Here is a 26,058-nt window from a genome sequence, read left to right as displayed (position 1 = left end):
AAAATTTCGTCAATTCAGTGCAAAGTCCGCATTTCAGACGCGACGGAGCAGACTGCCCGATCCGGCCGCAACGCGGCTACGGCATCAGTGTACCGATGTGGCAATACGCTGGATCTGGTCCTTGATTTTCAGCTTCATTCGCTTGATGTCCGCGATTTCACGGTCATCCACTGAGGGGGAGGTCATCGCGGAGTGCAATTTCTCTTCGAGGGCGACATGCTTTTTCTGGAGCGATTCAAGATGAGCCTGAACTGTCATTTGACCTTCCTTCTGCTTGCCTTCCCCAGCCATCCATCGCTGGAGTTCTAGGCTTTAACGACAATAGTGTGACATACTAATTCTTCAATGTCGAAGGCCAAAAAGTGACTTGAACAGGGCAAATTCATGATCACGGATAACTTCCCGTTACCGTTATTTGGTGATAGGAGCTTGCGAAATTAAACCGCTGGATCCAAAGGGTTCCGCGTGACGACGACTGGGGACGAACACCATGCCCGATCAGGATCAAGCCGACGTGAGACTCATCATGGCGCGCCTGCGCCAGGAACATGAGGATTTCGACGTCGCTATCAATGCGATGATCGAAACCGGCTGCGATCAACTCCGTGTTCAGCGCATGAAAAAGAAGAAGCTGGTCATCAAGGACAAGCTGACCAAGCTCGAAGACCAGATCATTCCGGACATTACCGCTTGAGGGGACGCGTCGCCATGACCGAAAGACCGCCTGTCGCCATTATCATGGGCAGTCAGTCCGACTGGGAAACCATGAAGAATGCGGCCGATACCTTGGAAGCCCTTGATATCACATATGACGCCCGCATTATCTCGGCACACCGCACGCCCGATCGGCTGGTACGCTTTGCAAAGGGCGCGCGCGACGAAGGCTTCAAGATTATCATCGCCGGCGCCGGCGGCGCAGCCCACCTCCCCGGCATGGCTGCATCGATGACATCGCTGCCGGTGTTCGGCGTGCCAGTCCAGTCGAAAGCCATGTCAGGCCAGGACAGCCTTCTCTCCATCGTCCAGATGCCGGCCGGCATTCCAGTCGGCACGCTTGCCATCGGCCGGGCCGGCGCCATAAATGCAGCTCTGCTCGCCGCCGCCGTGCTGGCGCTCAATGACGAGGATATCGCCGACCGGCTGGATGCATGGCGGGCGGCCCAGAGTGCTGCAGTCGCTGAATACCCGATGGATGACCTATGACGACACAGACGATCGGCATCATCGGCGGCGGCCAGCTTGGCCGCATGCTCGCCATGGCCGCAGCCCGACTGAACTTCCGCACCATCATCCTCGAGCCGCAGGCCGATTGTCCGGCAGCCCAGGTCGCCAGCCGCCAGATCGTCGCCGCCTATGACGATCCCGCAGCGCTGGCGGAACTTGCAGCAGCATCGGATGTCGTGACCTACGAATTTGAAAACGTGCCCGTCTTTGCCGCACAATCTCTATCCCTGAGCGTGCCCGTCTATCCGCCGCCGAAGGCACTGGCCATGGCGCAGGACCGCCTGACGGAAAAGCAGTTCCTCAACGGGTGCGGCGTCGCCACAGCGCGCTTCCATGCCGTCGACAGCCAGGCCGACCTCGAGGCGGCACTTGCCGATTTCGGCGGACAGGGCGTGCTGAAGACGCGCCGGCTCGGCTACGACGGCAAGGGGCAGCGTGTCTATCGCTCGCTCAATGACAGTCCGGAAGGCGGCTATGCCGCGCTCGGAAACGTCCCCCTGATTCTCGAAAGCTTCGTAGCGTTCGAGCGAGAGATCTCCGTGATCGCGGCCCGCAACCCGGAAGGCACGATCGAAAGCTACGATCCGGCCGAAAATGTTCACCGCGACGGCATTCTGCACACCTCGACGCTGCCAGCCCGGCTCTCGCCGGAAACCGCGTCGACCGCCGCTGCTGCTGCCAAAACGATTCTCACGGCGCTCGATTACGTCGGCGTCATCGGCATCGAGTTCTTCGTGTTGGCCGATGGGCAATTGATTGCCAATGAAATGGCGCCACGCGTGCACAATTCCGGTCACTGGACGGAAGCTGCCTGTGTCGTCTCGCAGTTCGAGCAGCACATCCGCGCTGTTGCCGGCCTGCCGCTCGGCAATCCGGTCCGCCACGCCGATTGCGTCATGCAGAACCTGATCGGCGACGACATCCTCGCTGTTCCGGACTGGCTGGCGCGCGACAACACGCTCGTGCATCTCTACGGCAAGACCGAAGCCCGGCCCGGCCGCAAGATGGGGCATGTCACGACACTTCTTTAGTCTGTGCATGACCTGCAGCATCGGGAAAAAGCCCGGATAGTCGGTTGACAGGGCGAAAGCGACACGGTATCTGCTCCCCACCCTAAAAGAGCGCGCCAAGAGCGCGCTTTTGATTGTTTAAAGATACGGGCGAATGTGACATTCCCCCTAAAACCTCGCGGATCGAAAAAATGAAGATCAAGAATTCGCTCAAGTCGCTCAAGGCTCGTCACCGCGACAACCGCCTCGTTCGTCGCAAGGGCCGCGTTTACATCATCAACAAGCTGAACCCGCGCTTCAAGGCTCGTCAGGGCTGATTTGCGGATGCCGTTTGGTTGTCGGTCGTCCCGCGCCGCGTGTGCGGGCACATCGACGACCAGGTTTCTGACGGCATGACGTTCAATCGAATTTGTTTTGATCTTCTGCGGTGGCGGGCTAACATGCCCGCCATGTTTGTTCGTGCCCTGTTGCTCCCCACCCTGCTGCTGCCGGTCTTGCTTGCTGCTTCTGCCCCGCAGATGGCAGTCGCCGATGACGCGCGGATCGTAGAGCAGCAAACCGAGAGCGTCTCTCCGAAACAGCGCCTCGACGATCTCTTCACGGCACTTAGACGCCAGCACGATCCGGATCAGGCCGCAGGCATTGCCAACCAGATCAAAGTGGAATGGTTGCAATCCGGCAGTGCCACCGTCGATTTGCTGATGCAGTGGGCGGCCAAGGCCATTGCCGAAAAGCGCAACGCCGCCGCTTTCGATTTTCTCGATCAGGTCATCGCCCTGAAGCCACGCTATGTCGAAGGCTGGAACCAGCGCGCGACGCTGAACTACGCGCTTGGCGACTACAACAAATCCATGGCTGATATCGAACAGGTCCTGCGGCTGGAGCCACGCCATTTCGGCGCGCTCGCCGGCATGGCAGCGATTCTCACCGAAAATGGCAAGGACCAGCAGACGCTGGAAATCTGGCAGCGGTTCCTTGCTATCTATCCCGCAAACCGCGCGGCCCAGCAACAGGCCGACCAACTCAGCGAAAAACTTGCGGGCAGCCGTACCTGACTGTGCAACCGGATGCCGCGCTCGACCGTATAGAATCACGAGGCTCGGCGACCGCGTTCCGGGCATTTTTGCGAGTTGCCTGTCGATGCTGAGTTTTCTGGTTCTGGTTGCCCTGCTGCTCGCAGCGGCGTTTGCCTACACCACCTTCAAGAGCCGGGCCATCACCGAGGCCAATCCGAACATCAGCAACCTCATTGACATCGGCGGCTACAGTATCAATGCTCTCCACCTGAAGCGCCCTGACGGCGCGGACCTGCCGCCTCTCGTCTTCATTCATGGCGCCAGCGGCAATCTGCGCGACCAGATGCAGGCCTTCGCCAGCCCTCTCGAAGGCCGCGCCGAAATGCTCTTCGTTGACCGCCCGGGCCACGGCTATTCCGAACGCGGCGGGCCAGACAATGCCTTTCCGTCCGGACAGGCCGATGCCATCGCAAAGTTGATGGATAAACTGCAAATCGGCCCCGCCATAATAGTAGGCCACTCCTTCGGCGGCGCAATTGCCGCAGCCTTTGCGGTTCGCCATCCCCAAATGACCGCTGGCCTGCTGTTTCTGGCACCGGCCACCCATCCCTGGCCCGGCGGTGTCGACTGGTACTACCGGCTGGCGTCTGCGCCCGTCCTCGGCTGGATCTTCGCGCACACGCTGGTCATTCCCGCCGGCCTCCGCAAGCTCGACCAGGGCACCATCGGCGTCTTCAGCCCCAACCCGCGGCCGCACGACTATATCGAAAAGACGGCGCCAGCTCTGGTCTTGCGGCCAGATGTCTTCCGCAACAACGCCCGGGACGTCGTCAACCTGCTTGGCTATGTGACGCGCGAATCGCAGAGATACCGGGAGATCAAGGCGCCCACCGTCATCATCACCGGCGATTCGGACGACGTGGTGCTGGCCGAACTCCATTCCATCGGCCTCGAGCGCGACATCGTCGGCTCCGAACTGATCACCATCCGCAACCTCGGCCACAAGCCCGATTACATCGCCAACGACGTCGCCATTGCCGCCATCGAATATCTCGCCGGTGCGCCACGTGACCTGCAGCAGGTGGCCCGCCTCGCGGAAATACGAATTGCCGCCGAGATCAGTTCGGACCCATCTCCAGCGACCCGTGCCTGAATGCTGCAAGTGACGGACGCAACGCTTCCAGAATAATGGCAGCGAGGCGCTGGGTGGCGGGACTTTGCTCCGCCGAAGCACGGTGCAGCACGAGGTCTAGCTTCGGCAACGACGGCAGCCCAAGCTCTCCGTCAAACAGCGGCCGCAGCATGCCGGGCAAACCGAGCGGCGTGCGCACCGTTATCCCGAGACCGGCCGCTGTCGCTGCCCACAGGCCGCCGAGACTGGGGCTGACGAAAGCGACCCGCCAGCCGAGGCCAACACTATCCATCGCCTTTGTCGCGGCGGTCCTGAGCAGGCAAGGCGCATCGAGCGTGGCGAGCGGCATCGGTTCGCCGCTATCGGCCATCCAGTCGATCCGGCCGTCCATCGGCCCCACCCAGCACATCGGCACCTCGCCGACAAGCTCGCAATGCGCGGTCCGCTCGCCATTGCTCCACGCCAGTGCCAGATCGAGCCGGCCGGACCGGACCCGCTCCATCAGCTCGACGTTGCGTACCACCCGAGCCTCGATGCGCACTTTCGGATGAGCGCGGGCAAAGCGACCGAGAACTTCGGGAAGCAGCGCCTCGCCAAAATCCTCCTGCAGGCCGAGCCGGACCCAGCCTTCGAGTTCCATCCCCTGCACCGCCGTAACCGCTTCATCGTTGAGGTCGAGCAGCCGGTGCGCATAGCCGAGCAGCGTTTCGCCGGCTTCGGTCAGCGCCAGCCCACGGCCGGCCTTGCGAAAGATCGGCCTCCCCGCCTGCTCCTCGAGCTTCTTGATCTGCGCACTGACGGCTGATGTTGAGCGCCCGACGCGCTCCGCCGCCTTCGCAAAGGTACCGAGCTCGATGCCCGCGACGAAGCTTCTTAGAATATCGAGATCGAAGATAGGCTTGCTCACATCATTGTCCAGTTTATCGGGATCATAAATCCATATATATCTGATTATCCGGACGGATAAAGGGTGCAATAGAAGTTGCGTCAACTTGTTTCAGCCGAGAGAACCCTCATGCCAATTACCCGAATTTCCCTGATGCGCGGCAAATCGCCAGAATATCTCGCGATGCTGTCCGACACGTTTCACCGCGCAATGGTCGAGACTTTCGATGTCCCTTCCGCCGACCGGTTTCATGTCATCCACCAGTGCTCGCCCGGCGAACTGGTCTTCGACCGCGACTACCTCGCCGGACCGCGCTCGGACGACTACCTGTTTTTCGACGTCACCATCGGCAAGCCCCGGACCGCCGAGGTTAAGCAGGCATTCTATCGCCGAGTAACGGAACTGCTCGGCGATACAATGGGTATCCGTGCGGCGGACGTGATGATCGTCATCACCACCACCGGGCGCGAGGACTGGTCGTTCGGCAACGGCCGCGCCCAGATGATAGAGGCGGCATAACGTCATGCCCCAAAACAAATTGGACCGCGTCCATAGAGCCGGCGAGGCTCGGCAGCAGGCACCCGAGGGGATATCCAGCCAGCCATTTTTGCTGGAGACGCTCATCCCGGCGTCTGAGAATGGGCTCGGCGCCATGATCGCCATGCTCAAGCCTGGAACGCTGACCCACTGGCACAGCCATCCGCACGGCCAGATCCTCTACGTGCTCTCCGGCATCGCCTTGGTCCAGTGTGACGGCGGACCGGTCGAGGAACTGCATGCCGGAGACTCCATCCGTTTCGAGCCAGGCGAGCGCCACTGGCACGGATCCGGCGCGACGACGAGTTTGGCTTATCTGAGCGTCCAGGCCGCACACGAAGGCAGCGCCGTCGCCTGGTTCGAGCCCGTTACCGAAGGAGACCGACAGTGATCGCCATGCAATACAGTTTCGCGCTCCCCGCCGACTACGACATGGACATCGTCGACCGGAGAATTCGCGATAAAGGCCCCCTGCTGGACAACTTTCCGAACCTCGTCTTCAAGGCCTATCTCACTGCCCGCAAGGGCGACGCGACCACGGGGTCAAGAGACAATCTCTATGCGCCGCTCTATGTCTGGAACGGTGTCGAGGGACTGAACGATTTTCTCTGCGGCCCGGGCTTTGCGGGCGTCAGCGCGGCGTTTGGCCGGCCGCAGGTGAACACCTGGATACTTTGGAAAACCGCGATTGCAGCAGACGTCCGAAAGGCCCGCTTCGCCACCCGCGAGATTTCCGACATCGGCCTGGATGCCGATCTCGGCAAGATGCGTGCAGCAGGCAGCGCGGATGCGCTAGCCGACATCGAAACGGGTGCAGCACTCGCCTCGGTTTCGGCCTTCGATCCCGATGGCTGGAAACGCCTTCGCTTCCGGCTTTGGCGGGAGATGCCACAGGCGCCGTTGCCGACCGACACTCTTGCCTATCGCCTCGGCCATCTCTCGTTGCCCGAGCGCGCCTGCCCCCTCGACGCCGACCAAAATGCTGTCACCGGGACAATGTCCCTGTTCCATCGGGGCTGACGAGATCCTATGCAAGGGACGCCGCTACCTTTTCGAGATGGAGCTTTTTCTTGGTCGATATTGCAATGATCGAAGCAGCCCGGGTGCGCCTTTCCGGCAAGGTACGGCGCACGCCGCTGCTGTCTTCGCCCTTTCTCGACGAAATCGCCGGGCGGCGCCTGTTCGTCAAGGCTGAGTGCCTGCAGCATACCGGCTCCTTTAAATTCCGTGGCGGTTGGTCGGCTATCTCGGCGCTGTCGCCCGACATTCGCGCGCGCGGCGTCATCGCCTTTTCCTCCGGCAACCATGCTCAGGGCGTGGCCCTGGCGGCCCGCATGCATGGTATTCCCTCGGTCATCATCATGCCGTCGAATGCACCGAAGATGAAGATCGACAATACCCGCGCCTTCGGCGCAGAAGTGGTGCTCTACGACCGGGCCACGGAAGATCGCGACGAGATCGGCGCCCGGCCGTCGAGGGAACGCGGCCTGACGCTGATCCGGCCCTATGACGAACCGATGGTCATCGCCGGACAGGCAACGACGGGGCTCGAGATCGCCGAGCAGGCGCTTGAAAACGATATCGGCGCGGCCGAAGTGCTGGTGCCATGCGGCGGCGGCGGTCTGACGTCGGGGATCGCACTGGCGCTGGAAGCCCGAGCGCCGAAAATGAAGGTGCGTCCCTGCGAGCCAGAGGGCTTCGACGACGCAACACGGTCGCTGGCGTCTGGCCGGATCGAACGCAACTCCTCGCTTTCGGGCTCGATCTGCGACGCCATCATCACGCCGCAGCCGGGCGAGATTACCTTCCCAATCATGCGGCGGCTCTGTGGCACCGGCCTCGTCGTGACGGACGCCGAAGCCCTTGCCGCCATGGCGCTGGCATTTACCCGACTGAAACTGGTGGTCGAACCCGGCGGCGCCGTCGCCTTGGCCGCCGCCCTCTTCCACGGCAACGAACTCGCCGGCGACACGGTGATTGCCGTCACTTCAGGCGGCAACGTCGACAACGACGTCTTCCTGAAATCCCTCGGCCACTAACGGGGAGACTACCTCTCTGGAACAGATGAGCCTTCAGACGAAAAAGCCCGGCGCTGAGACATCAGCGCCGGGCTTTGTTTTACAAGTAGTGCGGCCGCGCCTACTTGGCGGAGACGCGCCAGACTGTGTTGCCGGCGTCGTCGGCAATCAGCAGGCCACCGGTTTTATCAACGGCAAGGCCGACTGGCCGGCCACGGGTCTTGTTGTCCGCACCCATGAAGCCGGTAACGATATCCTGCGGCTTGCCATTCGGGCGACCATCGGCAAACGGGACGAAGACGACCTTATAACCGTTGAAGGTCTTGCGGTTCCAGCTACCGTGCTCGCCGACAAACGCACCGCCCTGATAGGCCGCCGGCAGGTTTGTGCCCGTATAGAACGCCATGCCGAGCGGCGCGACGTGCGAGCTGAGCGCATAGTCCGGAACGACAGCCTTCTCGACCAGATCAGGCCGCTGCGGCATGACACGCGGATCGACGTGCTGGCCGTAATAGCTGTAAGGCCAGCCGTAGAACGCGCCATCCTTCACCGACGTCATGTAATCCGGCACCAGATTGGGGCCGAGTTCATCGCGCTCGTTGATGACAGCCCAGAGCGCATGGCTCTTTGGCTCGAAGCTCAGCCCATTCGGGTTGCGCAGGCCGGTTGCAAACAGCCGCGAGCGACCCGTTTCCCTGTCGACTTCCCAGATCGCAGCACGGTCCTTCTCGGCACCGATACCATTTTCGGTGATGTTGCTGTTCGACCCGACGCCGACATACAACAGCTTGCCGTCATCGCTGGCGACCAGGCTCTTCGTCCAGTGATGGTCGATAGGGCCGCCCGGCAGGTCGACAAGCTTGACACCCGGCTCGGTTATCTTGGTAGCGCCCGGTGTATAGGGAAACCGCATGATCGCATCGGTGTTGGCAACATAGAGATCGTTGCCAACAAGGGTTACTCCGAACGGGGAATTCAGGTGATCGAGAAAGACGTCGTGAACTTCGGCAACCCCGTCCCCATCGGCATCGCGCAGCAGCGTGATGCGATTGCTTGCCTGCTGTGGCGGGCTTCCGGTCGCAAAAGATTGAACCCAGCCCATGATCAGGTCCTTGGGACGTGTGATAGCGGCTGCAGGCGGCGCGACGGATTCGACCACCAGAACGTCGCCGTTCGGCAACGCGTAAAGCGAGCGAGGGTGAACAAGCCCGGAGGCCAGCGCCTTGATCTGCATGCCCTCGGGCACGGTCGGCGTCTCGTCCTTCTGCCAGCCGACCACGGGGGCGACATGCATTGGCGGTACCAGATATTGCGATTGTTCCGGTAGCGTCGGATTTGCACCGATTTCGCTCGTCGGATCCGGATCGCTGCCACCGCAGCCGGCAAGAGCGAACATCGAGGTGCAAGCGAGCGCGACAGCGAGCGAGCGGCGGATGGTTCTCGGGGAAATCACTGTGCGCATCACTCGACTACTCCTAGGTCTTGGCGATAGACCGGCGTGCGGCCGAGCAAACCACCGAGAATCAATACGATCAGCGTGGCTGCGGAGAGGACCAGGCCCATCGGGACAACCGAGGTCCAGGCATCGCGGCTATGGATCAGGGCATTGAAAATGGCGAGCACCAGGGCGATACCGTTACCGAGCACATAGATGGCCGAGAGACGGTTGACGCCGACAAGGCGGCCAACGAAGAAATCAACGAGGCAGACCAGTGCTGCTACCGCGCCGACCATCAGGCCGGCCGTCAGCAACCACGCCGAAAAATTGGCCCACATCATTTCGGCAGTTCGCCAATAGGTGATGTCGGTAATCATCGTGCCGATGAAACAGGCAACGGCGAAATGCCACAGAATGGGAAATAGTGGAGGTTTAACGATCCTTACGGGATAGATAATGGGGTTTGTCATGGGGTTTTCTTCCAATGCCGCCAAATTGCGTCGTTGGCAAACCAGTTAGCCAGCCTTTCGTTCCGACATTTTATAGCCGCTATCTATAGCCGCTGCGTGGGGCACTTGCCGGGCCCTGAAACGAAAAAAGCTCCCGCGAAGGGAGCTTTTGAATGTCTGCCAGAAAACCTCAGCCGCGACGCGCGAGCGAGAACTGGGCGCCGCTGTCGGACGTGCAGTTCAGCTGGTTCGAGTTGACCAGCGCGCAATTGACCTTCGAAGTCGTCTTGCGAAGCATTGACGTCATGTTGATCTCGACAAGGCCGGGCGCAGTGTTGACATAGGTGCCGGAGGCGAGCAGCTGGTTGCTGTCGGTGGTGCGGGTGGAGAAGCCGCCGCCCTGGAATGTCGAGATGATGCCGTTCGGATCGGCCCAGGTGCCGTCTACCGTTTGCGGTGCCTGGCGGGTCGCGACCTGCATCGGCATCTGCCGCGGACCCTGATCCATACAGGAGGCGAGCGACAAGGCCGAGACAAGGAGGGCAAGGCTTGCTTTGATCTTCATGGTTCTTCCCCGAAATTCAGAATCGGCATCTGCCGCACACTTTGCGAAAAGATGGAGCGGCACCCCCCTGAAAGCAAGGCTCGGACCGCCGATCCGCATATTTATCCTTGAGGCGTAACAAAAATGCCCGCACCAACGATGCGGGCATTCCAAGTGCTAATCAGCCAGTCTTATCAACGAACGAGAACGTTCTTGAACTGCCAAGGGTCCTTGGTGTCGATATCTTCCGGGAACAGGCCGGGACGACCGGTCAGCGGCGTCCAGTCCGTATAATGGCCTTCGACCGGACCGAGATAAGGCATCTGCACTTCGAGGCAGCGCTTGTAATCGATCTCGTCGGCCTCGACGATACCGGCTTTTGGGTTCTCGAGAGCCCAGACCATGCCGGCGAGAACGGCCGAGGTGACCTGCAGGCCGGTGGCGTTCTGGTACGGCGCAATGCGGCGCGTTTCTTCGAGCGAAAGGCGCGAACCAAACCAGTAGGCGTTCTTGTCGTGGCCATAAAGCAGCACGCCGAGTTCGTCGACACCCTCGACCAGTTCGTTCTCGTCGAGAACATGCATGACCGGCTGGGCGTTGCCACCATTTCCGAACATTTCATGCAGCGACAGGACGGCATCGTTGGCAGGATGGTAGGCGTAGTGGCAGGTGGGACGGTAGGAGACGTCGCCGTCCTTGTCAGTCACCGTGAAATAATCGGAGATCGAGATCGACTCGTTGTGGGTGACGAGAAAGCCGTATTGCGCACCGGGTGTCGGGCACCAGGTACGAACGCGTGTGTTGGCGCCGGGCTGCTCTAGATAGATCGCCGCCTGGCAACCCTTCTTGTGCTTCTTGGCATTCTTCGGCATCCACTCTTCGTGGGTACCCCAGCCGAGTTCGGCAGGCTGCAGGCCTTCCGAAATGAAGCCTTCGACCGACCATGTGTTCCAGAACACGTTGAGCGGCTTCGGGTTCTTGGTCAGCTGCGTGTCGCGTTCGGCAATATGGATACCCTTGACGCCGACCTTCTTCATCAGCTTGGCCCAGCCTTCGCGATCATGCTGGTCCGGCTCGTCGAATTTGATGTCGAGATCGCGGGCAAGATTGACGAGGCCCTGCTTGACGAACCACGAGACCATGCCCGGGTTTGCGCCGCAGGTGGAAACGGCCGTCGTGCCGCCCGGGTTCTTCTTCTTCTCATGGCGCACGGTTTCGCGCAGCGCATAGTTGGTGCGGTCGGCGTTCTTCATGGTCTTGTCGAAATAGAAACCGAGCCATGGCTCGATGACGGTATCGATGTAGAGAACGTCGAGCTTGCGGCAAAGCTTCATCAGATCGAGCGAGCCGGTGTCGACAGAAAGGTTGACGCAGAAGCCCTGGCCTTCGCCTTCGGTCAGAAGCGGCTTCAGCAGCTCCTTATAGTTATCCTTGGTGACATATTCCTTGATATGGCGGATGCCATGCTCGGCAAGAATAGCCATGTCGCCTTCGTTTTCACGCGGGTCGATGACAACCATCCGGCTCTTGTCGAATTTGAAATGGCGCTCGATCAGGGGCAGCGTGCCGCGGCCGATGGAGCCAAAGCCGATCATCACGATCGGGCCGGTTATTTCGGCATATACCGGGTAGTTTTCCTGCTTCATTCTTTTCTCCTTCAAAGAGCGGAGGCTCTTTGGTGTCTATCGATTCATCAGCAAACGCTTGACGATGGGTGAAGGGCTCTAATCACAAAATCCTGTCACAATAAAGGGTGGATGACCACCTCGCCGAGCGTAACTATAGCCTATCCGTCAAAGTCCCCTGGTGGAAAACCATAAGCCAGCGCCCGTCTTCTTCCTGCCGCCAGATCGAACTGCGCAGGGAATGGACCGCATGGCCCTCCATGGTCTTCCGGATCGATCCGTAAGTCACCAGCGCAACATGCTCCGACAGCATGACTAGCCGCGGATTGTGCAAGGCACGTGACATCACCGGCTCTTCCGTCAGCAAGGCCGAAATGATGTCGTCGAAGCCGAACATACGCCCGGAACTGCCAATCTCCCGGAATTCCGGCGACAGAAGCTCCTCAAGCGTCGCTCTCGACGAACGCACAGCCGGATCGAACAGCCTTTCCTCAAGCTGGCGAAGATATTCGAGCAATCCATCCATGGCTTTATCCCCTCAACAAATCCAGCCCATCCACCTTTGTACGACAAATGCATAAGCGAGCCATGGACGACTATATGCAGGGCAATTCCGCCGACATTTTCGACCGTAGCGTTTCGCACTGAAAGCGGGAGACCAGAAAAGCCCCGACTTGTTGCCGGATGATCCACGCTTTGTTAGACTTAGGACATCGAAGGTGTGGAAAGCGTTTCATGGCTGACAATAAGCTATTCGTGGATCTTTCGGATGACACGAAACAGCGACTGGATCGCCTTTCCAAGGCAACAGATCGCTCCGCGACATCCATTACCGCTGAGGCCCTGGAGCTTTATCTGGCTCAACAGGAATGGCAGATCTCTGCCGTAGACGAAGCCGTTCGCCGTGCAGATCGTGGAGGCTTCGTGTCCCACGAGGCAATAACGTCCTGGCTTGGCTCTTGGGGAACCTCGGGAGAGCTTCCTGCACCGAAGCCGCTCGGCCGTAAGACGGCGCAGTGAACATCATTTGGGCTGAGGCCGCGGTTGCCGATCTGGTGGCCATTCGCGCATTCATAGCCGACCACAATCCTCAGGCGGCAAATAAAATAGCGGCAAAATCCTGCACGCGGCCAACCTCCTCAAAGATAAGCCACGCCTCGGACTTGGCACACATGTCGCAGATGTTCGGAGGTTGATTGTGCACCAGTCGCCGTATTCCATCATCTATCGGATAGTTGGAACGGACCTGCAGATCCTGGAGATCTTCGACGGACGGCGATCGGCACCTCGCACCGATGTGAGAGGCTGATCTTTATCCCCTCAACAACTCCAGCCCCTCCACCGTCCTCGTCAACGCTATCTCGGTGATCTCGTAGCTTGCGATGCCATGCAGCGTAAACGGGTCGGCGGCGACATAGGCTTCCAGATCGGCGCGCTCACCCTTTGCAAAAATCACGCCGCCGGTGCGCGGTACCTTGCGGCCGGACGCGAGAAACCACCCCCGACTGTAGCCTTCCGCTACCCACTCTATATGTGGCTCCATGAACAGATCGGCATCTTCGTTGCTTTTCAGATAGGTAAGCGAGAGAATGAACATGGGCGACCCCTGGGATTGCGATGCCGCGATGTGACACAGATCGAATAGGTTAAGAACCCCGGCCGTTCACATTCTTTTTAGACGTCAACATGATATCAGCATCCTATTGGAAACAGGAAGACCGGAATGGACCTCATGTCTGAACGGTTTGCTGCGCTTCTGTCGACGAGCGCGGCACTGATTGCCGTCTATGACGAAGACGATCGGCTACGCTTTGCCAACGATGCCTTTCGGTCGGCATTCGCGCTGACTGCGGAGGAAACGCCGCTCTGGTCGGAGTTGATGCGCCGCAATACGCTGGCCGGCCTCGGTACCGTCATCCGCTCTCCCGATTTCGAATCATGGCTGGTCTCGGCACAGTCGCGCCGCGGCAAGATCCCGTTCCGCAGCTTCGAAACGGATCTCGTCGACGGTCGCTGGCTGTGGATGAACGAGACTGTCGAGGAAAATGGCTGGATGCTCTGCGTCGCCTCCGATATCACCCATATCAGAACCAGCGAGCGCAACCTCCGCCAGGACCGTGATTTCGCCTTGCGTGCGTCGCAAACGGACGAACTGACGAGCATTTCCAACCGGCGCTTCATGATGGCGGCACTCGACGAACTTGTCCGCCGCCAGGCTGGCGCCCGGCCGATGATGAGTTGCGCCTGCATCATCGATCTCGATTTCTTCAAATGCATCAACGACCGTTTCGGCCACCAGACCGGCGACGACGTCCTCATCGATTTCGCACGCCGCGTCCACATGCTGGTGCGACGGCACGACAGTTTTGGCCGCATCGGCGGCGAGGAATTCATGCTGTTGATGCCCGATACCGATCTTGCCGAAGGCGAGGCGATTATCGGTCGTGTCTTGCAAACCGCGCGTCAGGCCCGACCGATCGTCTCCGATCCGTCCTTTTCCTACACCTGCTCGGCGGGCCTTGTGCAACTTCGCGCCGGTGAAACGACGCGCGAAATCTATTCACGGGCAGATGCGGCACTTTACGTCGCCAAGCGGGCCGGCCGCGACCAGCTGAAAAGCGTGGCCTAGCTAGTCCGACACCAGCACCGCAGGGATAAGCCCGCGCAAAGAATTGCCAACGAAGAGTTTGCCTCTGTCGACATCGGCGAGGGTGAGCCGAGAGGTCCGGGCTTTGCGCGTGCAGATCAGTTCGCTGCGCAACACGCCGGCCAGTAGGCCGCAGGCAATCGGCGGCGTCAGCAGCATGCCGGAGCCGTCTTCGATGAAAACCGAGGTAATGGTGCCTTCGCAAACGTCGCCCTTCTCGTTGAGCAACAGAACTTCATCGGCCTCGTCTGGGCTGAATTCGGCACGGGCGCGGTCATAGACCCCGCGTCGCGTGGTTTTCGCCCTAAGCAGCTTGTTGCTGGAATCGAGACGTGTGGCGGCGATGCGGACCCGCCATGTCACATCGGCAGCCAAAGGCACAAAACCGGCCGTGGTGACCGTAACACTGCCGGTACGGTTCATCGTCAGGCGGACACGCTGCGGGCTGGGGGCGTCGCAAACGGCCGCGTCAAGCGCCGCTTCCACCTGCTCCGGTGCCGCAAAACCAAGGCGTCGGGCAGAACGCTGCAGCCGCGCCAGGTGCAGCTTCAACCTGAGGAAGCCGAGGCCCGGCTCGTAGCGCAGGGTTTCGATCAGCGAGAACTCATCTACCGGGCGATCCACGCGTCCCCCACGGCAAACCGCGCCTTCAGCAGGCATTCCGCGTACTCCGCCTCGGCAGTCGAATCGAAGACGATACCGCCGCCGACATTGAAGACGGCCCTGAAATCGTCGAACAGCGTGATCGTCCGGATGGCTACGGAAAAGCGCATGGCACCATCGGGCGCAATCATCCCGATAGCACCGCAATAGGCGTCGCGCGGACCGACCTCCAGCCCATGGAGGATCTCCATCGCCCACATTTTTGGCGCGCCGGTGACCGAACCGCACGGAAAAAGCGCGGCCAAGATATCCCGGATCGACAGGTCAGGAAGGAGCTTTGCCTGGACGGAACTGACCATCTGATGGACGGTCGGATAGCTCTCGATATCGAAAAGTCTCGGCACCTCGACGCTGCCTGTCTCTGAGATCAGCGAAATATCGTTGCGCAGGAGATCGACGATCATCCGGTTTTCGGCCTGGGTCTTGCCGTCCTGGCGCATCGCCTCGACGATGGCTGCGTCTTCGTCTGGCGTTGGTCCGCGCGGCGCCGTCCCCTTCATCGGACGCGTTTCGATCCAGCCCTCGGCGTCGACCCGGAAAAACAGTTCCGGCGAGCGCGACAGGATGACCGGGCCGGCGAGATCGACAAGCGCTCCATACTTGACCGGCTGTCGTTCGATCAGCGACCAGAAGGCGGCGCGCGGATCGCCATTCCAGCGCGCCTCGATCGGCATCGTCAGATTGCCCTGATAGCAGTCACCGTTCCGGATGTGGCGGTGAAGCTGGTCGAAGCTCTTCTGATAGGCGGCAAAATCCCATGCGGCCTTCGGATCCGTCAGAAAGGCTTCGTTTTCAAGACGACGCTGCGGCTGCGAGAGCGGATGGTCCGCAGCTGCCGGTCCGTCGAACACCCCGAAAACCATCAGCGGCGTCTGGCGTCCCTCCGCGATCAGCGGCGCAAGCTTGTCCTCGACGACGAAGCCCGCCTCATAGGCCATGTAGCCGGCCAGCCAACGACCGGCCGCCTTCTCCCGCTGCATCCGCGCCAGACCGGCCAGCACCTCGGCACCTGTATGGGCAACGATCACATCCAGGGGTTCGGCAAACAGCATCACCTGGCCGGTAGTATCGTCTCGGAAAAGGACTGATGCGGTGCTGGCCATGTGTGCGGCGTGTCTGTCCTGCGTTTACGCTTCGTTGTTTTATGACTCGTCCAGTGCCTCGAGTTCGTCGATAAGCCCCTCGATCATCGAAAGCCCCCTCGCCCAGAACGACGGATCGGTGGCATCGAGGCCGAACGGCTTCAGAAGTTCGGAATGATGTTTTGTGCCGCCGGCCTTCAGAAGCTCGAAATACTTGTCCTGGAACCCTGGCTCTGCCTTCTGGTAGACGGCATAGAGCGAATTGACCAGGCAATCGCCGAAGGCATAGGCATAGACGTAGAAGGGCGAATGGATGAAGTGCGGAATATACGTCCAGTAGGTCTCGTAGCCGTCGGAGATGCGGATCGCCGGCCCGAGGCTTTCCTCCTGCACGGATAGCCAGAGCGCCCCGATATCCTCCGACGTCAGCTCGCCGGCCTTGCGCGCCGTGTGCAGCTTGCGCTCGAATTCGTAGAAGGCGATCTGGCGCACGACCGTGTTGATCATGTCCTCGACCTTCTGGGCGAGCATCGCCTTGCGCTCGCGCTTGTCAGTGGTCTTTTCCAGAAGAGCCCGGAAGGTCAGCATCTCGCCGAAGACCGAAGCGGTTTCGGCCAGCGTCAGCGGCGTCTGGCACATCAATGCGCCCTGCCCGCCGGCCAGTACCTGATGCACGCCGTGGCCGAGCTCATGGGCAAGGGTCATCACGTCGCGCGGCTTGCCGAGGTAGTTGACCAGCACATACGGATGGGCGGAAGGCACTGTCGGATGGGCAAATGCGCCCGGCGCCTTGCCGGGCCGCACCGGCGCATCGATCCACTGCTCGTCGAAGAAGCGGCGGGCGATTGCGGCCATCTCAGGTGCAAAGTCATTGTAGGCCGACAGCACCGTCTCCTTGGCGTCGCCCCAGGGAATCAGCACATTCGAGGTTTCCGGCAACGGCGCGTTGCGGTCCCAGAAGTCCATCTGCTCCATGCCGAGCCATTTGGCCTTCATCTTGTAATAGCGGTGCGACAGGCGCGGATAGGCATCGCGCACCGCAGCGGCCAGCGCATCGACGACCTCGCGCTCGACCCGGTTGGCAAGATGCCGGCTGTCGGCGATGTCCTTGAAACCACGCCAGCGGTCGGAAATGTCCTTGTCCTTGGCGAGCGTGTTTGTAATCAGCGTGAAGACCCGCAGATTGGCCTTGAAGGTGGCGGCCAGCGCCATGGCGGCTTTCTTGCGGACTGCCGTGTCGGGATCCTGCAGCAGGTTGAGCGTCATCTCCAGCGGCAACATCTCGCCGTCGATCTCGAAGCGCAGCTCGGCCATGGTCTCGTCGAACAGACGATTGAAGGCGGCTGCCGACGTCATCGACTTTTCGAGGAACAGTTGCTCGATCTTGTCCTCGAGCTGGTACGGCTTGTCCTGGCGCAGGTCGACCAGCCAAGGACGATAGTGGCCGGCTTCAGGATCGTTCTGCATGCAGGCATCGATCAGCACGTCATCGAGCCTGTTAAGCTCCAGCGCGAAGAACAGCAGGTGCGAACTGGCTTCGGTAATCTTCGCCTGTACATCACCGTAGAGCTTACCGTTGGCCGGATTACTGGTGTCAGAGAAATAAGTCAGGCCGGCGAAGGAGGCGATCCGGCCCATGAGGTCGTCAAGCGCCTCGTATTCGCGCAGCGCCGCACCGATACCGGCATCGCCCGTGCTCATCGCCGCAGTGCCGAGCTTGCCCTTCCACTTTTCCGCGAACGCAACCGACGCTGAAGCAGCCTTTTCCATGTCGGCGAGAAACGCCGGAGACGTTGCCGAGGGATAGAGATCCGCGAGCTTCCAGACGGGCAGATCGCCCAGCGCTGCATCTGCAGGTGCTTTGACGGCAATGTCGCCCGAAAGGTTAAGAAAGGCGTGGAGCGAATGGCGGCTCATGGGCAGTTATCCTCTGCTTTCCTGGTCTGGCACGGTCACCTGTCGTGTCTAATTGGCCCTAACGATGGCGGCAAGCCGATTTTCGCGGCGAAATCACTGCCTCGGGCCAAAGTTGTGCTGATCGTGCATTGATTAAAATGCCGTTATTTCTCAGAACTGGATGTTCAATCCTGTCTGCCAAAATCACCTCAAGTTTCGCATGAGGTGAGGCACCAATGACCATACATAATGACGCCAAGGTCGGCGCGCAAATTCTCATCGTTGAGGATGATCCGGTCCAGCGCCGGCTTCTGAAGAATGCTGTCGAGCGGCATGGCTATGCGACGCTGCTAGCCGAGAACGGGCGGCTCGGGCTGCAGGTCCTCAAAGAGAACAGTGGCCGCGTCAATGTCATCGTGCTCGATCTGATGATGCCGGAAATGGGCGGGCTGGAATTTCTGGCCGCCCTTCACGAGATGGGCACCGACATACCGGTCATAGTCCAGACGGGCCAGGGCGGCATTGAAACGGTGGTGCAGGCAATGCGCGCCGGGGCTTTCGATTTCGTCGTCAAGCCGGTTTCGCCCGAACGCATCGCAAGCGCCATTCACGGCGCCCTGAGGCTCGACCAGCGCGAAGCCAAAGCGCGGGCCGGCCGCAAGACGCGCTCCGGCAGTATCAGCTTCGACGACATCATCTCCGCCAGTCCGGCGATGATCCGCATCACCGACCTCGCCCAGCGGGCAGCGCTTTCGAACATCCCCGTGGTGCTCGAGGGCGAATCCGGCGTCGGCAAGGAACTGGTGGCACGTGCCATCCAATCGGCCAGCGACCGTGCCAACAAGCCTTTCATCACCGTCAACTGTGGCGCCATACCCCACAACCTCGTCGAGAGCATTCTCTTCGGCCACGAAAAGGGTGCGTTCACCGGCGCCACAGAGCGCCATGTCGGCAAGTTCATGGAAGCCGATGGCGGCACGCTGTTCCTCGACGAAGTCGGCGACCTGCCGGTCGAGGTGCAGGTGAAGCTGCTGCGCGCCGTACAGCAGGGCGAAATCGAGACGATCGGCGCCCGCACGACGCAGAAGGTCAATGTCAGGCTGATCTCGGCCACCAACAAGGACCTGATCGAGGAAGTGAAGGCAGGGCGTTTCCGCGAGGATCTCTATTACCGCCTCAACGTCTTTCCGATCACAATGCCGGCGCTGCGCCGGCGCAAGGAAGATATCCCGCATCTGGTGCGCGTCTTCGTCGAGCGCTTTTCCGCCGAGCAGAAGATCGGCCACACGCTCGGTATCAGCGCCGGCGCCATGGCGCTGCTGACTGCCTACGACTGGCCCGGCAATATCCGCCAGCTCGAAAACGCCATCTTCCGCGCCGTCGTCCTGGCGCAGGGCTCCGATCTGGTCGAAGCGGATTTTCCGCAGATCGCCGCTCAACTGCCGGGCTACCTCACCTCGGAACAGATGGCTGCCGGCGGCATCTCCAGGCGTGCCATGGGCGAAGGCGGTCTTTCGCTCGTGGGCGGGCGCGAATCGGACCACGTCGAGAGCGTCACCAACGAATCACCGGCTCCCCAACCGGCTGAAACAGCCGATGTTTCAGTTCCCGACAATCAGATCGCCAGCACCGGCCCGTCCGGCGAAGTGCGGAAACTGGCCGACGTAGAGGAGGAATTGATTCGTTTTGCACTGAAATTTTACCGCGGCCAGATGAGCCAGGTAGCCCGAAAACTAGGCATTGGCCGCTCTACCCTCTACCGCAAATTGAAGGATTACGGTATAGATCCGGACGACCCGCAGAAAAACGCTGCCTGATCGCTTTCTTAACGTTCGGGCAAGCATATTCCGTTACTGGTCGTAAAGCTCTTGTTAGTGGATCGTTCACTATGTAAGAAGTGGTTGAACATGTGTGGCATTTTTGCCATCGTGTGACCGCAATTGACAGACATTTGGAACGTTATGCGGCATTTGCTGTCGGACGGGGATCGACTTGCAGAAACTGAATGGGAATTCCAAGCGTAATGGCTTGAACTGGCGCACCGTATGTTCGGATATTTGCGTGAAGACGGCCAAGGCGCTTGCCATTGGTGCGGTCGCCATCGCAGTTTCGACGCCGGTATTCGTGGGTTCACCTTCACAGGCGGAAGGCGAGACGCGCAGCCTTAAGATCTATTATGTCCATACGGGTGAAAAGGCAGTCATCACCTACAAGCGCAATGGCAAGTTCGACCCGCGTGGTCTTGAACAGCTCAACCGCATCCTGCGCGACTGGCGCAAGAACCAGCCGACAAAGATGAACCCCCGGCTTTTCGACCTGATCTGGGAAGTTTATCGCGAGAGCGGTTCCCATGAATTCATCAACGTTGTCTGCGGCTTCCGCTCGCCCGATACCAACGAGATGCTGCGCACCCGCAATGCCCACACCGGCGTCGCGAAGAAGAGCCAGCACATGCTCGGCAACGCGATGGATTTCTACATTCCCGACGTCAAGCTCGCCAAGCTGCGCGAACTCGGCATGAAATTGCAGACCGGCGGCGTCGGCTACTATCCGACATCGGGCTCGCCTTTCGTTCACATGGACGTCGGCGGCGTTCGCGCCTGGCCGCGCATGGATCGCCAGGACCTTGTCCGCCTGTTCCCGAACGGCAAGACGATGCACATCCCGGCCGACGGCAAGCCGCTTCCGGGCTACGACCAGGCAGTCGCCGACTACAAGCGCCGCATGTCTTCAGACGATATACAGGTTGCCAGCGTTTCGCCCACCAAGCATCGCGGTTTCTTCGCGACGCTGTTTGGCGGCGGTGGGGCTGACGAGGCCGAAGACAATTCCGATGCCGAATCCACGCCGACCAAGGCAGTGGCGACGACAACGTCCACGCCGCGCCAGCAGGCACCGGCAGTCGTCCAGCCAACGGATGACGAAGAAGCACCTCGGACCGCCGTGGCGAGCCTCAATGCACCGATCCCGGCCGTCCGGCCTTCGTTCGGTAACCTTGCCGGCGGCAGCGACGTCGCTTCTGCGCTGGTCTCGCCAAACCATAGTGCCGCCCAGGATGCGCTCTCCGCAGCCCTGCCGGCAAACGGCTCCTCCTCCCTGCCACAGTATACGGACCTGAGCTCGTTCAGCGTGCCCGTGCCATCGCTGCTTGGCCAGAGACGCGCACCGGGCGATGCCGAAACGCAGACGGCGTCTGCCGATCCGCTTAATTCGCAGGCCGACTCGCAGCTGTCGTCCGTCCCGGTTCCGGTGGAGCGTCCTGCCGTGGCTGAAAACCTTCTGGCTTCGGCGCAATCGGATACCGATGCCGAGGAAGACAATGCGGATGAAAATGCGCTTTCGCCTTCGGTCGTTGCCGCGCTCGAGCAGCATCGCAAGGACGAGGAAGTGTTGAATGCGCTCGCAGCAACGCCGATGCCGCCGGCAGCCCAGGCAATCGCCTCGGTGACACCGCAGGTGGTTCCGACACAGCGGCCGGCCCAGCAGCGCCCGACGACGTCGGTACCGATGCAGATGGCGGCACTGGCTCCACAGACGAAGATCGCCCCGTCGGCCAATAATGTCCGCTTCTACGATGCCTTCGATGCGCCGACCGCCGATGACAGCAATATCGCCGCAGGTATCCCGACAAAAGGCGGACGCCCCAGCAAGAAGGACGCCGTTGTCGCAACGGCAGGCCGCGCCACCCTTCGCACCGAACCGAAGCTCACCGAGAAGATGGTCGAGCATTGGGCTCTGAGCAACGCACGGCTCGAAACCGCGAGCCGCCCGGTAAAAGCTCCGCGTTTCGTCAGCCAGCAGCTGCGCGCCCAGCCAACAACCGTCTACACCGAAGGTTTCAAGCAGCAGACCGCAGCCATCGACCCCGAACGCTTCAACGGCTCCGCTGTCAACTTCCTGCCGGTCAAGAAGTTCGACACGCTGCAATAGCCAATACCCAAGCTCATAAAGAAACCCGCCGGATCGCTCCGGCGGGTTTTCTGTTTGAGTGCTGAAGTGCTTTCTGGAGAAAAGCCCCGAGTGGGCTATTCCATGCCGAGTGCGGCCATGTAGGTCTGCAGGATGGTTTCTTCTTCCATGCGCTCGTTGGCGTCTTTCTTGCGCAGGCGGATGATGGTGCGGATGGCCTTGGTGTCGTAACCGCGGCCCTTGGCTTCGCCCATGACATCCTTGATATCGCCGCTGATCGCTGCTTTTTCTTCTTCCAGACGCTCGATGCGTTCGATGAACTGCTTCAGTTCGGCGGCCGCGACCGGCTCTGCGCCCATTACTTCACTCATGGATTTCTTTCCTCGCTAGACAGATGATGCGGGCCGTTAAACGCAAGCAGCTGGCCGACAGCCGTGTCGACGGCAGGCGCCGCGTGTGGGACGGACGGGTGGCTTGATCGCGGGATGACGTGCCGCGAACGGCGCTGGAGGTCAAGCCGATTTGCTAAAGGTTGACCTATTCTTTTGGCTTGCTGGTTTCAAAAGCGGCTTTTTGCACAGGCGTCGCTTCTATCTGGTGGAGGCTCTGCCACTCTCCGTAGGGCATGCCATATATGATTTCGCGCGACTCTTCCTTGCTGAGCGGCACGCCGCGCTCATTGGCCGCCTCGCCATACCAGCGCGACAGGCAGTTGCGGCAGAAACCGGCAAGGTTCATCAGGTCGATGTTCTGGACGTCGCTGCGCTCGGCGAGATGAGCGACCAGCCTGCGAAAGGCGGCAGCTTCGAACTCGGTCTGCTGTTCCTTGCTGAGTTCGGTCATTTTGTCTCCTTAAACCGTTGGATAGGGGCCTGTGCGTGACGGAAACACCTTGTACTCGTGCAAGGCAGGATCGGCATTCATGGCCGCAAAGATCGGTGCCAGCCGATCGGCCCAGGCTGCAACGCCTTCAGCATCGCCGATCAGGTCCTGGCGCACCTCCAGCAGAGTGTGCGGAATGCCGGTCACCATGCAGTGCCGATAGAGCGTATCGCCGCGCAGCGCACCGTCATAGGGTTCGTTGTCTCCGACAACCAGACCTCCGGCGCGGAGCATGGACAACAGCGGCAGGACGGCGCGATCGTCGGTGTCCCAGAGGACCGCCGCATGCCAAGGCCGCGGCACGCCCTTCCAGGCGGGCGTATAGGAATGAAGCGACAACACCAGCGGTGCCTTCCCGCTTTCAGCCGCCACACTGGCGATCACCTCTGCCACGGCATCGTGATAGGGACGGTGATAGGTGGCAATGCGGTTCATCCATTCGGCGTCCGAAATCGGGTGGTTGCCGGGGATGATCGCGCCATCTGAGATTTTCATGATCAGCGTCGGATCGTCTTCGCCGCGATTGGGATCGATCAGCAATCGCGAAAAACCGCTGAGCACGGCGGGCACGCCTAGCATGCGCGACAGCCTCCGGCACAAATCCTCTACGCCGATGTCATAGGCGATATGCCGCTCGAAAGCAGCGGCCGGCAATCCGAGCTGATTATAATGTGGCGGCAGCCTGTTCATGGCGTGATCGCCGAGGATCACCATGCCCCTGTCACGATTGCCGTCTAGGATTTCGAAAGCGTCGAAGTCATGCATGCGCGGGTGCTGCCAGCCTCATTTCGGTCCGCTGCTTGATCGCATGCACGACGCCGAGGTGCAAGGTTTGCATGATATAGTGGCGGGTTTGGGGTTGCCGATGACAATGGCGTGAACGAATATAATCGATTAGCATTGCGTTGACATTCCGGGGATGGCAGCGCAAGAAGACGGGAGAACGAATAATCATGGAGCCCATTGGAAGCAGTGTCCAGCCAAGTCGCGCCCAGTTTCGTTAAGCGGTCAAATCCGCTCGTCAAGCTCGCCCTTTTTGCCCTGGCCGCAGCCTCGCCGTTTATCCTGCCGAATGTTGCACTTGCGGATTTCCGCGTCTGCAACGGCACGCAAAACCTGGTCGGCGTAGCCATCGGCTACCGTGCAAAGCAGGGTTGGGTGACGGAAGGATGGTGGCAGGTCCCAGCCACCACATGCGCCACTCTGATCGAAGGTCCGTTGCAGTCACGTTATTATTATCTCTACGCCGAGGACGCTGCCCGTGGTGGCCGCTGGACTGGCGATGTGGAAATGTGCGTGGCTGAAAACGAGTTCAAGATCGAGGGCGTCAAGGACTGCTACGCACGCGGTCACCAGAAAATGGGATTCAAGGAATACGACACGGGGAGGCAGGCGAGCTGGATGGTTCAGTTGTCCGACACCCCGGGAAGCCAAGAAAGCCAGAATTGATGAAACGCAATAGAAACGTCAAAATCCTCGCCACACTCGGTCCCGCTTCTTCTGACGAAGCGATGATCCAGAAGCTCCATGAAGCAGGCGCCGATCTGTTCCGCATCAACATGAGCCATTCCAGCCATGAGATGATGCGCACGCTGGTGTCTCGCATCCGCGCCGTCGAAGCCCGCTGTGGCCGGCCGATCGGCATTCTCGCCGACTTGCAGGGACCAAAGCTGCGCGTCGGAAAATTCGCCGACACCAAGGTCACGCTCGTCCCAGGCCAGACCTTCACGCTCGACGGCAACGATACGCCCGGCGACAACAAGCGCGTCTTCCTGCCGCATCCGGAAATTCTGGAATCGGTGAAGGCCGGAGACCGCCTGCTGATCGACGATGGTAAGTTGCACCTGCGCGCTGAAACATGCGATGGCAAGACGATCGTCACCAAGGTCATTTCCGGCACCACCATTTCCGACCGCAAGGGCGTCAGCCTTCCCGATACCCTGCTGACGGCAGGCGTGCTTACCGACAAGGACCGCGCCGATCTCGACGCCGTTCTCGCAGTCAACGACGTCGACTGGGTTGCCCTGTCGTTCATCCAGCGCCCGGAAGACCTCACGGAAGTCCGCGAGATCGCCCAGGGCCGCGTTGGCCTGATGTCGAAGATCGAAAAGCCGCAGGCCATGGAGCGGATCGACGAGATCATCGAACTCTCCGACGCCCTGATGGTTGCCCGCGGCGACCTTGGCGTCGAAATGCCGCTCGAAGCCGTTCCCGGTATCCAGAAGCAGCTCATCCGCGCCTGCCGCAAGGCCGGCAAGCCGGTCGTCGTCGCCACGCAGATGCTGGAATCGATGATTTCGGCTCCTGTCCCGACCCGCGCCGAAGTGTCGGACGTTGCCACCGCCGTCTTTGAAGGCGCCGATGCCGTCATGCTGTCGGCCGAATCTGCCTCCGGCGATTATCCCATCGAAGCCGTCGCCACCATGGCGTCGATTGCCCGCACCATCGAGCGCGAGCCTCATTATCCTGGCATCATTTACGCCCAGCGCCCTCAGCCTGAGGCAACAGGCGCCGACGCCATATCACTGGCCGCCCGCCAGATTGCGGAAACGCTGAAGCTGACAGCCATCGTCTGCTACACATCGTCCGGCGGCACAGGTCTGCGCACCTCGCGCGAGCGCCCGAACGTGCCGATCCTGGCGCTCTCGCCGAGCGTCCAGACAGCCCGCCGCCTCTCCGTCGTCTGGGGCCTGCATTGCGTCGTCACCCACGATGCGACCGACCTCGACGACATGGTCAACCGCGCATGCCGCATCGTCGTTGCTGAAGATTTCGGCAAGCCCGGCGACCGCGTGATCATCTCGGCCGGCGTTCCGCTCGGAACACCGGGCGCCACCAACATGCTGCGTCTGGCCTATATCGGCTCGGACGGTCAGGGCGGCATCTGATCGATAGCCTCCGATAATGACGAGCCCGCTGCCTTGCAAAAAGGCGGCGGGCTTTTTTTATGGCTGCGCCCCGCCGACTTTCAAGGCTGCACCGGAGCCGTCACGGGTTGCACCGAAGCCAGAACACCATCATTGTACGACTGCCACGAAGAGGCTCTAGGAGAGACGGCGGGGGCTGCGCCGCAGCGCGACTTTGCCAAACAGGAGAGAGA

The 26,058-nt window shown here is 60.6% G+C and carries 30 protein-coding genes; 16 read left to right on the top strand and 14 right to left on the bottom strand.

What is annotated here, in order from left to right; genetic code table 11:
- Nucleotides 1–84: 84 nt before the first annotated feature.
- On the bottom strand, nucleotides 85–258 hold the full coding sequence (locus J5278_RS05495; RefSeq protein ID WP_142830648.1) for a YdcH family protein: 174 nt from the start codon (nucleotides 256–258) through the stop codon (nucleotides 85–87).
- 232 nt (nucleotides 259–490) lie between these two features.
- On the opposite strand from J5278_RS05495, the gene J5278_RS05490 reads away from it, so the two are divergent.
- The 6 genes from J5278_RS05490 (at nucleotide 491) to J5278_RS05465 (ending at nucleotide 4,403) form a co-directional block, all read left to right on the top strand.
- On the top strand, nucleotides 491–694 hold the full coding sequence (locus tag J5278_RS05490) for a YdcH family protein (RefSeq protein ID WP_111222365.1): 204 nt from the start codon (nucleotides 491–493) through the stop codon (nucleotides 692–694).
- Nucleotides 695–708: 14 nt separating this feature from the next.
- Nucleotides 709–1,203 (top strand): 5-(carboxyamino)imidazole ribonucleotide mutase, encoded by a 495-nt coding sequence (purE, locus tag J5278_RS05485; protein WP_142830644.1) that lies wholly within the window; start codon nucleotides 709–711, stop codon nucleotides 1,201–1,203.
- Nucleotides 1,200–2,255, top strand: a complete 1,056-nt coding sequence (locus J5278_RS05480) for a 5-(carboxyamino)imidazole ribonucleotide synthase (RefSeq protein WP_209184849.1) — start codon at nucleotides 1,200–1,202, stop codon at nucleotides 2,253–2,255. Before purE ends, J5278_RS05480 begins: the two co-directional genes overlap by 4 nt.
- A 170-nt stretch (nucleotides 2,256–2,425) precedes the next feature.
- On the top strand, nucleotides 2,426–2,551 hold the full coding sequence (gene ykgO, locus J5278_RS05475; RefSeq protein WP_037069952.1) for a type B 50S ribosomal protein L36: 126 nt from the start codon (nucleotides 2,426–2,428) through the stop codon (nucleotides 2,549–2,551).
- A gap of 123 nt (nucleotides 2,552–2,674) precedes the next feature.
- Nucleotides 2,675–3,289 (top strand): hypothetical protein, encoded by a 615-nt coding sequence (locus J5278_RS05470; protein ID WP_209184850.1) that lies wholly within the window; start codon nucleotides 2,675–2,677, stop codon nucleotides 3,287–3,289.
- A gap of 85 nt (nucleotides 3,290–3,374) precedes the next feature.
- Nucleotides 3,375–4,403: an alpha/beta fold hydrolase gene (locus J5278_RS05465; protein WP_209184851.1), complete on the top strand. Its 1,029-nt coding sequence runs from the start codon at nucleotides 3,375–3,377 to the stop codon at nucleotides 4,401–4,403.
- Here the strand turns inward: J5278_RS05465 and J5278_RS05460 are convergent.
- Nucleotides 4,369–5,289 carry a LysR substrate-binding domain-containing protein gene (locus tag J5278_RS05460; RefSeq protein ID WP_209184852.1) on the bottom strand — a complete coding sequence of 307 codons (921 nt, stop codon included), beginning with the start codon at nucleotides 5,287–5,289 and terminating at the stop codon, nucleotides 4,369–4,371. The genes J5278_RS05465 and J5278_RS05460 overlap by 35 nt on opposite strands.
- Nucleotides 5,290–5,397: 108 nt before the next feature.
- On the opposite strand from J5278_RS05460, the gene J5278_RS05455 reads away from it, so the two are divergent.
- From J5278_RS05455 to J5278_RS05440, 4 genes are read left to right on the top strand one after another with little or no spacing between them, the layout of a single operon-like run.
- Complete coding sequence (locus tag J5278_RS05455) at nucleotides 5,398–5,787, top strand: tautomerase family protein (protein WP_209184853.1); 390 nt, start codon at nucleotides 5,398–5,400, stop codon at nucleotides 5,785–5,787.
- 4 nt (nucleotides 5,788–5,791) lie between these two features.
- Nucleotides 5,792–6,196: a cupin domain-containing protein gene (locus tag J5278_RS05450; RefSeq protein WP_209184854.1), complete on the top strand. Its 405-nt coding sequence runs from the start codon at nucleotides 5,792–5,794 to the stop codon at nucleotides 6,194–6,196.
- Nucleotides 6,193–6,825: a DUF4865 family protein gene (locus tag J5278_RS05445; RefSeq protein ID WP_209187566.1), complete on the top strand. Its 633-nt coding sequence runs from the start codon at nucleotides 6,193–6,195 to the stop codon at nucleotides 6,823–6,825. Before J5278_RS05450 ends, J5278_RS05445 begins: the two co-directional genes overlap by 4 nt.
- 50 nt (nucleotides 6,826–6,875) lie before the next feature.
- The gene (locus J5278_RS05440) at nucleotides 6,876–7,844 is read left to right on the top strand and encodes a threonine/serine dehydratase (RefSeq protein ID WP_209184856.1); all 969 of its coding nucleotides are present in this window, start codon (nucleotides 6,876–6,878) and stop codon (nucleotides 7,842–7,844) included.
- A 100-nt stretch (nucleotides 7,845–7,944) separates the two neighbouring features.
- Here the strand turns inward: J5278_RS05440 and J5278_RS05435 are convergent, their stop codons facing one another.
- The 5 genes from J5278_RS05435 to J5278_RS05415 all read right to left on the bottom strand — a co-directional run bounded on the left by J5278_RS05435 (nucleotide 7,945) and on the right by J5278_RS05415 (nucleotide 12,405).
- Nucleotides 7,945–9,219, bottom strand: coding sequence for a sorbosone dehydrogenase family protein (locus tag J5278_RS05435; protein ID WP_224127974.1), 1,275 nt, complete (start codon nucleotides 9,217–9,219; stop codon nucleotides 7,945–7,947).
- A gap of 65 nt (nucleotides 9,220–9,284) precedes the next feature.
- Nucleotides 9,285–9,731 carry a DUF2231 domain-containing protein gene (locus J5278_RS05430; RefSeq protein WP_209184858.1) on the bottom strand — a complete coding sequence of 149 codons (447 nt, stop codon included), beginning with the start codon at nucleotides 9,729–9,731 and terminating at the stop codon, nucleotides 9,285–9,287.
- A gap of 169 nt (nucleotides 9,732–9,900) precedes the next feature.
- The gene (gene omp10, locus J5278_RS05425) at nucleotides 9,901–10,275 is read right to left on the bottom strand and encodes an outer membrane lipoprotein Omp10 (RefSeq protein WP_209184859.1); all 375 of its coding nucleotides are present in this window, start codon (nucleotides 10,273–10,275) and stop codon (nucleotides 9,901–9,903) included.
- 173 nt (nucleotides 10,276–10,448) lie between these two features.
- Entirely contained in the window at nucleotides 10,449–11,900 is a 1,452-nt protein-coding gene (locus J5278_RS05420; protein ID WP_209184860.1) for a homospermidine synthase, read from the bottom strand.
- 133 nt (nucleotides 11,901–12,033) lie between these two features.
- Nucleotides 12,034–12,405, bottom strand: a complete 372-nt coding sequence (locus J5278_RS05415) for a DUF4440 domain-containing protein (RefSeq protein WP_209184861.1) — start codon at nucleotides 12,403–12,405, stop codon at nucleotides 12,034–12,036.
- 209 nt (nucleotides 12,406–12,614) lie between these two features.
- Between J5278_RS05415 and J5278_RS05410 the strand changes: the two genes are divergently transcribed.
- A complete protein-coding gene (locus J5278_RS05410; protein ID WP_209184862.1) occupies nucleotides 12,615–12,899 on the top strand; it encodes a CopG family ribbon-helix-helix protein in 285 nt (94 codons plus the stop codon).
- Nucleotides 12,900–13,191: 292 nt separating this feature from the next.
- On the opposite strand, the gene J5278_RS05405 is transcribed toward J5278_RS05410, so the two are convergent.
- Entirely contained in the window at nucleotides 13,192–13,476 is a 285-nt protein-coding gene (locus J5278_RS05405; RefSeq protein WP_209184863.1) for a YciI family protein, read from the bottom strand.
- A gap of 126 nt (nucleotides 13,477–13,602) precedes the next feature.
- Here J5278_RS05405 and J5278_RS05400 point away from each other — a divergent pair, with 126 nt between their 5' ends.
- The gene (locus J5278_RS05400) at nucleotides 13,603–14,508 is read left to right on the top strand and encodes a sensor domain-containing diguanylate cyclase (protein ID WP_209184864.1); all 906 of its coding nucleotides are present in this window, start codon (nucleotides 13,603–13,605) and stop codon (nucleotides 14,506–14,508) included.
- Here the strand turns inward: J5278_RS05400 and J5278_RS05395 are convergent, their stop codons facing one another.
- From J5278_RS05395 to J5278_RS05385, 3 genes are read right to left on the bottom strand one after another with little or no spacing between them, the layout of a single operon-like run.
- Nucleotides 14,509–15,186 (bottom strand): aminotransferase class IV family protein, encoded by a 678-nt coding sequence (locus tag J5278_RS05395; protein ID WP_209187568.1) that lies wholly within the window; start codon nucleotides 15,184–15,186, stop codon nucleotides 14,509–14,511. It abuts the gene before it with no gap.
- Nucleotides 15,135–16,292: an aminodeoxychorismate synthase component I gene (locus J5278_RS05390; RefSeq protein ID WP_209184866.1), complete on the bottom strand. Its 1,158-nt coding sequence runs from the start codon at nucleotides 16,290–16,292 to the stop codon at nucleotides 15,135–15,137. Before J5278_RS05390 ends, J5278_RS05395 begins: the two co-directional genes overlap by 52 nt.
- Before the next feature lie 39 nt (nucleotides 16,293–16,331).
- Nucleotides 16,332–18,188, bottom strand: a complete 1,857-nt coding sequence (locus J5278_RS05385; protein WP_209184867.1) for a M3 family oligoendopeptidase — start codon at nucleotides 18,186–18,188, stop codon at nucleotides 16,332–16,334.
- Between the two features lie 215 nt (nucleotides 18,189–18,403).
- Here J5278_RS05385 and J5278_RS05380 point away from each other — a divergent pair, with 215 nt between their 5' ends.
- Both J5278_RS05380 and J5278_RS05375 read left to right on the top strand, forming a co-directional pair.
- The gene (locus tag J5278_RS05380; RefSeq protein WP_209184868.1) at nucleotides 18,404–19,984 is read left to right on the top strand and encodes a sigma-54 dependent transcriptional regulator; all 1,581 of its coding nucleotides are present in this window, start codon (nucleotides 18,404–18,406) and stop codon (nucleotides 19,982–19,984) included.
- A gap of 175 nt (nucleotides 19,985–20,159) precedes the next feature.
- Complete coding sequence (locus J5278_RS05375) at nucleotides 20,160–22,097, top strand: DUF882 domain-containing protein (RefSeq protein ID WP_209184869.1); 1,938 nt, start codon at nucleotides 20,160–20,162, stop codon at nucleotides 22,095–22,097.
- A 95-nt stretch (nucleotides 22,098–22,192) separates the two neighbouring features.
- On the opposite strand, the gene J5278_RS05370 is transcribed toward J5278_RS05375, so the two are convergent.
- The 3 genes from J5278_RS05370 to J5278_RS05360 form a co-directional block, all read right to left on the bottom strand.
- Entirely contained in the window at nucleotides 22,193–22,447 is a 255-nt protein-coding gene (locus J5278_RS05370; RefSeq protein WP_111222345.1) for a DUF2312 domain-containing protein, read from the bottom strand.
- A gap of 166 nt (nucleotides 22,448–22,613) precedes the next feature.
- Complete coding sequence (locus J5278_RS05365) at nucleotides 22,614–22,919, bottom strand: DUF1244 domain-containing protein (RefSeq protein ID WP_209184870.1); 306 nt, start codon at nucleotides 22,917–22,919, stop codon at nucleotides 22,614–22,616.
- Between the two features lie 9 nt (nucleotides 22,920–22,928).
- Nucleotides 22,929–23,723, bottom strand: coding sequence for an N-formylglutamate amidohydrolase (locus tag J5278_RS05360; protein ID WP_209187570.1), 795 nt, complete (start codon nucleotides 23,721–23,723; stop codon nucleotides 22,929–22,931).
- A gap of 198 nt (nucleotides 23,724–23,921) precedes the next feature.
- Here J5278_RS05360 and J5278_RS05355 point away from each other — a divergent pair, with 198 nt between their 5' ends.
- Both J5278_RS05355 and pyk read left to right on the top strand, forming a co-directional pair.
- Nucleotides 23,922–24,407, top strand: coding sequence for a DUF1036 domain-containing protein (locus tag J5278_RS05355; protein ID WP_111222342.1), 486 nt, complete (start codon nucleotides 23,922–23,924; stop codon nucleotides 24,405–24,407).
- Nucleotides 24,407–25,846 (top strand): pyruvate kinase, encoded by a 1,440-nt coding sequence (pyk, locus tag J5278_RS05350; RefSeq protein WP_111222341.1) that lies wholly within the window; start codon nucleotides 24,407–24,409, stop codon nucleotides 25,844–25,846. The genes J5278_RS05355 and pyk overlap by 1 nt, the downstream gene beginning before the upstream one ends.
- Nucleotides 25,847–26,058: the final 212 nt, after the last annotated feature.

Origin of the sequence: Rhizobium sp. B21/90, from assembly GCF_019355815.1 — a bacterium.
GTDB classification, from domain to species: Bacteria; Pseudomonadota; Alphaproteobacteria; order Rhizobiales; family Rhizobiaceae; genus Rhizobium; species Rhizobium rhododendri.
This window is presented reverse-complemented; position numbering and strand designations above follow the sequence as displayed.

Bases quoted from the DNA above. Each gene is read 5' to 3' on its own strand.
- J5278_RS05495 (WP_142830648.1), bottom strand. From the start codon at position 258: ATGACAGTTCAGGCTCATCTTGAATCGCTCCAGAAAAAGCATGTCGCC.
- J5278_RS05490 (WP_111222365.1), top strand. From the start codon at position 491: ATGCCCGATCAGGATCAAGCCGACGTGAGACTCATCATGGCGCGCCTG.
- purE (WP_142830644.1), top strand. From the start codon at position 709: ATGACCGAAAGACCGCCTGTCGCCATTATCATGGGCAGTCAGTCCGAC.
- J5278_RS05480 (WP_209184849.1), top strand. From the start codon at position 1,200: ATGACGACACAGACGATCGGCATCATCGGCGGCGGCCAGCTTGGCCGC.
- ykgO (WP_037069952.1), top strand. From the start codon at position 2,426: ATGAAGATCAAGAATTCGCTCAAGTCGCTCAAGGCTCGTCACCGCGAC.
- J5278_RS05470 (WP_209184850.1), top strand. From the start codon at position 2,675: ATGCCCGCCATGTTTGTTCGTGCCCTGTTGCTCCCCACCCTGCTGCTG.
- J5278_RS05465 (WP_209184851.1), top strand. From the start codon at position 3,375: ATGCTGAGTTTTCTGGTTCTGGTTGCCCTGCTGCTCGCAGCGGCGTTT.
- J5278_RS05455 (WP_209184853.1), top strand. From the start codon at position 5,398: ATGCCAATTACCCGAATTTCCCTGATGCGCGGCAAATCGCCAGAATAT.
- J5278_RS05450 (WP_209184854.1), top strand. From the start codon at position 5,792: ATGCCCCAAAACAAATTGGACCGCGTCCATAGAGCCGGCGAGGCTCGG.
- J5278_RS05435 (WP_224127974.1), bottom strand. From the start codon at position 9,219: ATGTTCGCTCTTGCCGGCTGCGGTGGCAGCGATCCGGATCCGACGAGC.
- J5278_RS05430 (WP_209184858.1), bottom strand. From the start codon at position 9,731: ATGACAAACCCCATTATCTATCCCGTAAGGATCGTTAAACCTCCACTA.
- omp10 (WP_209184859.1), bottom strand. From the start codon at position 10,275: ATGAAGATCAAAGCAAGCCTTGCCCTCCTTGTCTCGGCCTTGTCGCTC.
- J5278_RS05420 (WP_209184860.1), bottom strand. From the start codon at position 11,900: ATGAAGCAGGAAAACTACCCGGTATATGCCGAAATAACCGGCCCGATC.
- J5278_RS05415 (WP_209184861.1), bottom strand. From the start codon at position 12,405: ATGGATGGATTGCTCGAATATCTTCGCCAGCTTGAGGAAAGGCTGTTC.
- J5278_RS05410 (WP_209184862.1), top strand. From the start codon at position 12,615: ATGGCTGACAATAAGCTATTCGTGGATCTTTCGGATGACACGAAACAG.
- J5278_RS05405 (WP_209184863.1), bottom strand. From the start codon at position 13,476: ATGTTCATTCTCTCGCTTACCTATCTGAAAAGCAACGAAGATGCCGAT.
- J5278_RS05400 (WP_209184864.1), top strand. From the start codon at position 13,603: ATGGACCTCATGTCTGAACGGTTTGCTGCGCTTCTGTCGACGAGCGCG.
- J5278_RS05395 (WP_209187568.1), bottom strand. From the start codon at position 15,186: ATGCCTGCTGAAGGCGCGGTTTGCCGTGGGGGACGCGTGGATCGCCCG.
- J5278_RS05390 (WP_209184866.1), bottom strand. From the start codon at position 16,292: ATGGCCAGCACCGCATCAGTCCTTTTCCGAGACGATACTACCGGCCAG.
- J5278_RS05385 (WP_209184867.1), bottom strand. From the start codon at position 18,188: ATGAGCCGCCATTCGCTCCACGCCTTTCTTAACCTTTCGGGCGACATT.
- J5278_RS05380 (WP_209184868.1), top strand. From the start codon at position 18,404: ATGACCATACATAATGACGCCAAGGTCGGCGCGCAAATTCTCATCGTT.
- J5278_RS05370 (WP_111222345.1), bottom strand. From the start codon at position 22,447: ATGAGTGAAGTAATGGGCGCAGAGCCGGTCGCGGCCGCCGAACTGAAG.
- J5278_RS05365 (WP_209184870.1), bottom strand. From the start codon at position 22,919: ATGACCGAACTCAGCAAGGAACAGCAGACCGAGTTCGAAGCTGCCGCC.
- J5278_RS05360 (WP_209187570.1), bottom strand. From the start codon at position 23,723: ATGCATGACTTCGACGCTTTCGAAATCCTAGACGGCAATCGTGACAGG.
- pyk (WP_111222341.1), top strand. From the start codon at position 24,407: ATGAAACGCAATAGAAACGTCAAAATCCTCGCCACACTCGGTCCCGCT.